The sequence below is a fragment of the Mycobacterium sp. E3247 genome (genome assembly GCF_001667785.1).
GTDB lineage: Bacteria > Actinomycetota > Actinomycetes > Mycobacteriales > Mycobacteriaceae > Mycobacterium.
Genome location: NZ_LZJG01000408.1, coordinates 1 through 6206, shown reverse-complemented (window position 1 = coordinate 6206; position 6206 = coordinate 1). Strand labels below are relative to the sequence as shown.

7 protein-coding genes are annotated in these 6206 nt (G+C 70.8%); 1 reads left to right on the top strand and 6 read right to left on the bottom strand.

Annotated elements, in window-relative coordinates; translation table 11 throughout:
- Positions 1-368: glutamine synthetase beta-grasp domain-containing protein (locus A9X04_RS21490; RefSeq protein ID WP_197509275.1), on the bottom strand; the 368-nt coding region annotated here is incomplete at its 3' end.
- 245 nt (positions 369-613) lie between these two features.
- Between A9X04_RS21490 and A9X04_RS21485 the strand changes: the two genes are divergently transcribed.
- Positions 614-1036, top strand: coding sequence for an RDD family protein (locus A9X04_RS21485; protein ID WP_067924763.1), 423 nt, complete (start codon positions 614-616; stop codon positions 1034-1036).
- 93 nt (positions 1037-1129) lie between these two features.
- Here A9X04_RS21485 and A9X04_RS21480 read toward each other — a convergent pair whose 3' ends face one another.
- From A9X04_RS21480 to sucB, 5 genes are all read right to left on the bottom strand, one after another.
- Entirely contained in the window at positions 1130-1882 is a 753-nt protein-coding gene (locus A9X04_RS21480) for a DUF4191 domain-containing protein (RefSeq protein ID WP_067924761.1), read from the bottom strand.
- Between the two features lie 57 nt (positions 1883-1939).
- Entirely contained in the window at positions 1940-2863 is a 924-nt protein-coding gene (gene lipA, locus A9X04_RS21475; RefSeq protein WP_067924759.1) for a lipoyl synthase, read from the bottom strand.
- The gene (lipB, locus tag A9X04_RS21470; RefSeq protein ID WP_067924757.1) at positions 2860-3567 is read right to left on the bottom strand and encodes a lipoyl(octanoyl) transferase LipB; all 708 of its coding nucleotides are present in this window, start codon (positions 3565-3567) and stop codon (positions 2860-2862) included. Before lipB ends, lipA begins: the two co-directional genes overlap by 4 nt.
- A 125-nt stretch (positions 3568-3692) precedes the next feature.
- Complete coding sequence (locus A9X04_RS21465; protein ID WP_067924755.1) at positions 3693-4604, bottom strand: TIGR01777 family oxidoreductase; 912 nt, start codon at positions 4602-4604, stop codon at positions 3693-3695.
- 15 nt (positions 4605-4619) lie between these two features.
- Positions 4620-6206, bottom strand: a 1587-nt coding sequence (sucB, locus tag A9X04_RS21460; RefSeq protein ID WP_067924752.1) for a 2-oxoglutarate dehydrogenase, E2 component, dihydrolipoamide succinyltransferase, incomplete at its 5' end; no start/stop codon positions are given.

Sequence of the window (6206 nt, the reverse complement as noted above, 5' to 3'; positions counted from 1 at the left end):
CCGGTGCTGATCAGGTAGTTCTCCGCCTTGCGGGCGATGTTGCGCGGGTCGCGCGAGTACGGCTCGAGGGTGAACGGGTCGTGCACGAAGAAGTTCAGGTTCAGCGTCTTGTGTTCGGTGAACAGGTCGATCTGCGCCGTCGCGGGGTCGGGAAGGAGCAGCATGTCGGATTCGTGGATGGACTGGAATCCGCGAATCGACGAGCCGTCGAAGGCCAGGCCGTCCTCGAAGACGCTCTCATCGAAAAACGAAACCGGAATCGTGAAGTGCTGCATGATGCCCGGCAGGTCACAGAACCGGACGTCGACAAACTCGACGTTCTCGTCCTTGACGAGTTTGAAGACGTCGTCGGGCGTCGTTTCCGTCACAGAGATGCTCCTTTACTTGGTGAGATCCGCGGCCTGACGCTATGGAGCAGATGTTGCCCGCCAGTCAACCCCGTGTTGCGCGCAGGTTACGCGACCGATGTCGTCCACCGAACAGGTGGGGTCGGCGGCGGGTTCTATTGTGGGGCCATGGATCGCAAGATCGTATCCGTTCCGGCAGCCCGGCGCAGCGTTCTCTGTCCGTTGCGCACCGCGCGGACGGGGGAGCCGAACGCCGGTCTGCGCCGATGACGCCGGAACCGCGCTCCGCCTACCCCGGCGAGAGGCTGGGCCTGCCGGAAAGCGGACCGGGCTCCCTGGCCCCGATGGGACGCCGGCTGGGCGCGCTGATGATCGACTGGCTGATCTCCTACGGTCTGGCGGCGCTGGCCATGCGCTTCGGTGTGTTCTCCGAACACACGTTGGCGACGGCGGTGCTGGCCGTCTGGTTCGTGCTCGGCGTCGTCTCGGTGCGGCTGTTCAGCTTCACCCCCGGCCAGCTGGTGCTGGGCCTGCAGGTGGTGACGGTCGATGGTCACCCGTCGGTCGGGATCATCCGGGCGGTGGTGCGGGGCGTGCTCGTCGGCACCGTCGTCCCCGCGTTGTTCACCGACTGGGACGGTCGCGGCCTGCAGGACCGGCTGACCGCAACGGCGGTCGTGCGCCGTTGAGGTCAATGGCGGCACCCCCGGCGCCCGCTTCGCCGCGCTTGGGATCGCCGCTGAGGTCAATGGCGGCGGCCCCCGGCGCCCGGCTTCGCCGCGTTACTTCCGCCGCACGCTGCGCTGCACACCGCGCATCTTGCCGGCGTTGGGCAGCGGCCCCTTGGGCAGGACGGCGGCGCCGGCACGCGTCCCCAGCGCCGCCAGGCGGGACTCCAACGTGTCCATCTGCTTGGCCGTGATGTTGGCCGGCAGCCGGTTGAGGTGGCGCTCCAGCTTGGACAGCGGAATCTCGTCGTCGCCGTTGCCGACGACGAGGTCGTAGATCGGCACATCGCCGATCAGCCGCGCGGTGCGCTTCTTCTCCTGGGCCAGCAGCGGGCGGACGCGGGACGACGAACCTTCGGCCACCAAGATGACGCCCGGCCGGCCGATGACCCGGTGGACCGCGTCCAGGTGGCCGGTCGCCGCGACCCCGGGTGTCACCCGCCACTTGCCCCGAAGGTTGTCCAAAGCCCATGCGGCCGCGCCGGTTTGGCCCTCGGCCTTGCTGTAGACGCTCTTCTGGGCGCGGCGGCCGAAAACGATGAAGGCCGCCAGCGCGCCCAGCACCACGCCCAGCGGGATCAAGGTGATCATCGTCAGCCCGCCGGCCCACACGCCGACGGCCACCGAGATGGCCACGATCAGCACGAAGACACCGATCATGTAGGGCAGCAGCCGCTTGTCCTCGCGGCGCTGCAAATTGAACGCCTGCCACAACTGGGCGCGGCGCTCCTTCGCCGCGGCCTTGCGCGCGGCCTGCGCCTGCGCCCGGGCGGCCTTGTTCTCAGCGGCGGTGCGGGGTTTAGCCATAGTCAAAGAATACGTACCGGGATCGCGGACAACTGCGCCTACGGCGGCGGGGCCTTCTCAGGGGCGGGTGCGCGCGGCCTGCTCGTACAGCCGGCCCGCCCGGTAGGACGACCGGACCAGCGGCCCGGCCAGCACCCCGGCGAACCCCAGACCCTCGGCGTGCCGGGCGAACTCGACGAACTCCTCCGGCCGCACCCAGCGCTCGACCGGGTGGTGACGCGTCGACGGACGCAGGTATTGGGTGACGGTGACGATGTCGCAGCCGGCCCCCCGGAGGTCGGCGAGGGCGGTGCGCACCTCGTCGGGGGTTTCGCCGAGGCCGAGGATGAGATTGCTCTTGGTGACCAGCCCGGCGTCGCGCGCCGCGGTGATGACGTCCAGGCTGCGCTGGTAGGTGAAGGCCGGCCGGATCCGTTTGAAGATGCGCGGCACGGTTTCGACGTTGTGCGCCAACACCTCCGGGCGCGATCCGAACACCTCGGCGAGGCGCGCGGGCTCGCCGTTGAAGTCGGGGATCAACAACTCGACGCCGGTCGACGGGTTGAGCTCTTTGATCGCGCGCACGGTCTCGGCGTACAACCAGGCCCCGCCGTCGGGCAGGTCGTCGCGGGCCACCCCGGTGATGGTGGCGTAACGCAGTCCCATGGTCCGCACGCTGTCGGCGACGCGCCTGGGCTCGTCGCGGTCCAGCGCGGCGGGCTTCCCGGTGTCGATCTGGCAGAAGTCGCAGCGGCGGGTGCACTGGTCACCGCCGATGAGGAAAGTGGCTTCCCGGTCCTCCCAGCACTCGAAGATGTTGGGGCAGCCGGCCTCTTCGCAGACCGTGTGCAGCCCCTCGCGCCGGACCAGGCCCTTGAGCTGGGTGTACTCGGGGCCCATCCGGGCGCGGACCTTGATCCACGGCGGCTTGCGCTCGATCGGGGTTTGCGCGTTGCGGACCTCGAGGCGCAGCAGCTTGCGTCCTTCGGGTGCGACAGTCACATGGCCGATGCTACGCGGGTGCCGGGGTGTTCCCGGACCGGTAGGGCGCCGTCGAGGGCGTCGCTGACGGCGTCGGCGACGGCGGCGCGGACGTCGTCGACCAGCACCGGGCGGCCCAGCTCGGCCGACAACGACGTCACGCCGGCGTCGCTGATGCCGCACGGCACGATCGTGGTGAAGGCGCCCAGGTCGCAGTCGCAGTTGAGCGCGAACCCGTGCAGCGTGGTCGCGCGCGACACCCGGACGCCGATGGCCGCGACCTTGCGGTCGGGCCGGCCTCGGGAGGATCGGTCGCCCGGCACCCACACCCCGGACCGGCCGTGCACCCGACACGTCTCCAGCCCCAGGTCGCCGCACACCTTGATCAGCGCCTCCTCGAGGCGCCGAACGTAGTTGACCACGTCGAGTGGTTCGCCCAGGCCGATGATCGGATAGCCGACCAGTTGCCCCGGCCCGTGCCAGGTGATCTTGCCGCCGCGGTCGGTGTCGACGACGGGGGTGCCGTTCAGCGGACGCTCGTGCGGCTCGGTGCGCCGCCCGGCGGTGTAGACCGGCGGGTGCTCGAGCAGCAGCAGGGTGTCGCTGCCGCCGGCGACCCTGGCGTCGGCCAGCTCACGCTGCAGCTGCCACGCGGTGCGGTAATCGACGGTTCCGAGCTGGCGAACGTCGATCGCCTCCCGGCTGGACCGGATGGAATCGATCACGTTCGCGACGGTACTCGCCGGGCGATCCTCCCGCGGGTCGGGACCCGGCTTCGCCGCGCTCGCGATCGCCGCTAGACCTGATGACGGCGACCCGCTTCGCCCGGCTTCGCCGCGCTCGCGATCGCCTAGTCGTGGTCGCGCCGGGCGGTGGCGTAGCCGAGCGCCTCGCCAATCGTGTTGTGGTGGAACTGAAAACCCGCCCGCTCCAACGCCGACGGGATGGCGCGCTGGCCGATGAGCACACCCTCGTCGGCGAACTCGCCGAGCGCGGCCCGCACCGCGAAGCCCGGCAACATCAAGGGGGTCGGTCGGTTCACCGCCCGGCCGAACGCGGTGGTGAATTCGGCATTGGTGACCGGGGCGGGCCCGGTCATGTTCACCGGACCGGACAACGCCGGGTTGGAGATGGCGAACAGCAGCGCTCGCACCTCGTCTTCCAGCGTGATCCAGGACATGTATTGACGGCCGCTGCCCAGCCGGGCTCCCAGACCCGTCCGGAACAACGGCCGCAACCGCCCCAACGCACCGCCGGCGGGGGAGAAGACCAACCCGGTGCGGGCCAGCACCACGCGGGCGCCGCCGTACTGAGCCGGCAGCGTGGCGGCTTCCCAGTCCTCGCACAGCTGGGCGAGGAAACCCTTTCCCGCCCGGTCGTTTTCGTCGACCACGTGGTCCTTGGTGTCCCCGTAGTAGCCCACCGCGCTGGCGTTGACCAGGGTCGGCACCCCGGCCTCGGCCACGGCGTGCGCCAGGACTTCGGTGGGGGCGATGCGGCTGTCCCGCAGGCTCTGCTTGAAGGCGCCCGACCAGCGCCGCTGGCCGACGTTGACGCCGCACAGATTGACGACGGCGTCGACGTCGCCGATCGCGTCGACGTCGAATTCGCCGCTCTCGGGGTTCCAGTGCAACTCGTCGGAATTCGACGGCGCCCGGCGCACGATCCGCAGCACCCGGTGGTCGGCCGCACGCAGCGCCGCGGTCAAGGCGGATCCGATCAGCCCGGACGACCCCGCTATGGCGATGACGGGCTTGGCCACGGTTCGGCAGCCCTCCTAAAGACCCAAGTCGGCCTCGAACGCGCCCTCTTCCAGCCGGTTCTTGATCGTGGTGAGGAAGCGTCCGGCGTCCGCGCCGTCGATGAGCCGATGGTCATAGGTCAGCGGGAGGTAGCAGATGGAGCGGACGCCGATGGACTCGTTGCCGAACTCGTCGACGATCACCCGGGGCCGCTTCACGATGGCGCCCGTGCCCAGCATGGCGGCCTGCGGCGGAACCAGGATCGGGGTGTCGAACAACGCCCCCTGGCTGCCGATGTTGGTGATGGTGAAGGTGCCACCGGACAGCTCGTCGGGTTTGAGGTCGCCCGACCGGGCGCGCGCGGCGATGTCGGCGATCGCCCGGGCGAGCCCGGCGAGCGAGAGGTCGCCGGCGTTGTGGACGACGGGGGAGAGCAGGCCCTGGTCGGTGTCGACGGTGACGCCGAGGTGCTCGGCGTCGTAGTAGGTGATCTCCTTGGAGTCTTCGTCGTAGCTCGCGTTGATGTTGGGGTGGACCTTCAGCGCGTCGATCACCGCCCGGGCGATGAACGGCAGGAAGGTCAGATTGACCCCCTCGCGCTCGGCGAACGCCGACTTCGCCCTGGCCCGCAGCCCGACGATCCGGGTCATGTCGACCTCGTGCGTCTGGGTGAGCTGCGCGGTGGCCTGCAGCGATTCGCGCGTCTTCTTGGCGGTGAGCTGGCGGATCCGGCTGGCCTTCTGCGTGGTGCCGCGCAGGTGCGCCAGCGCCGGAGCGGGCGTCGGCGCTGCCGCCGGGGCCGGGGCGGCCTTGCCGTCAACCGCAGGCGCCGCCGGTGCAGGCGCCTTCTGGGCCTGCTGCTTCTGGCGTTGCTTTTCCTCCGCCGCGGCGAGCACGTCTTGCTTGCGGATGCGGCCACCGACACCGGTGCCGGTGATCCCGGCCAGGTCGATGTCGTGCTCGGTGGCCAGCTTGCGCACCAGCGGGGTCACGTACGGCGCGCCGTTCGTGCCGGCGCCGCCGGACTCGGCGGCCGGTTGTGCCTGCGCCGGTTGAGGTTTCGGCGCCGGCTCGGGCTGCGAAACCGGCTGGGGTGCGGGCTTCGCCTCGGCCTTGGGTGGTTCGGGTGCGGGCTCCGGCTTGGGTTCCGGTTTGGGAGCGGGCGGCGCGGTGGGAGCGGACGCGGCCTGCGAACCGCTGCCGATCCGTGCCAGCTCCCCGCCGACCGGGACGGTGGCGTCCTCTTCGGCGGTGATGCTGATCAGGACGCCGGCGACCGGGGAGGGGATCTCCGTGTCCACCTTGTCGGTCGACACCTCCACCAGCGCGTCGTCAACTCCGACCGAGTCGCCGACCTTCTTCAGCCAGCGGGTGACCGTGCCCTCGGTAACCGACTCGCCGAGCTCGGGCATCAACACCGGGGTCGCGTCGCCGCCACCGGAACTCTGCTGGGCGGGCTCGGGTTCGGGCTCCGGCTGGGCCGGCGCCGGCGCCTCGGGCTCCGGCTGGGCCGGCGCCTCGGGCTCCGGTTGGGCCGGCGGGGCGGACTCGGCCTGCGGCTCCGGCTGGCTCGGCGCCTGCGGCGCCGCCTCGGATCCGCCACCCTCCGAACCGCCCCCGGG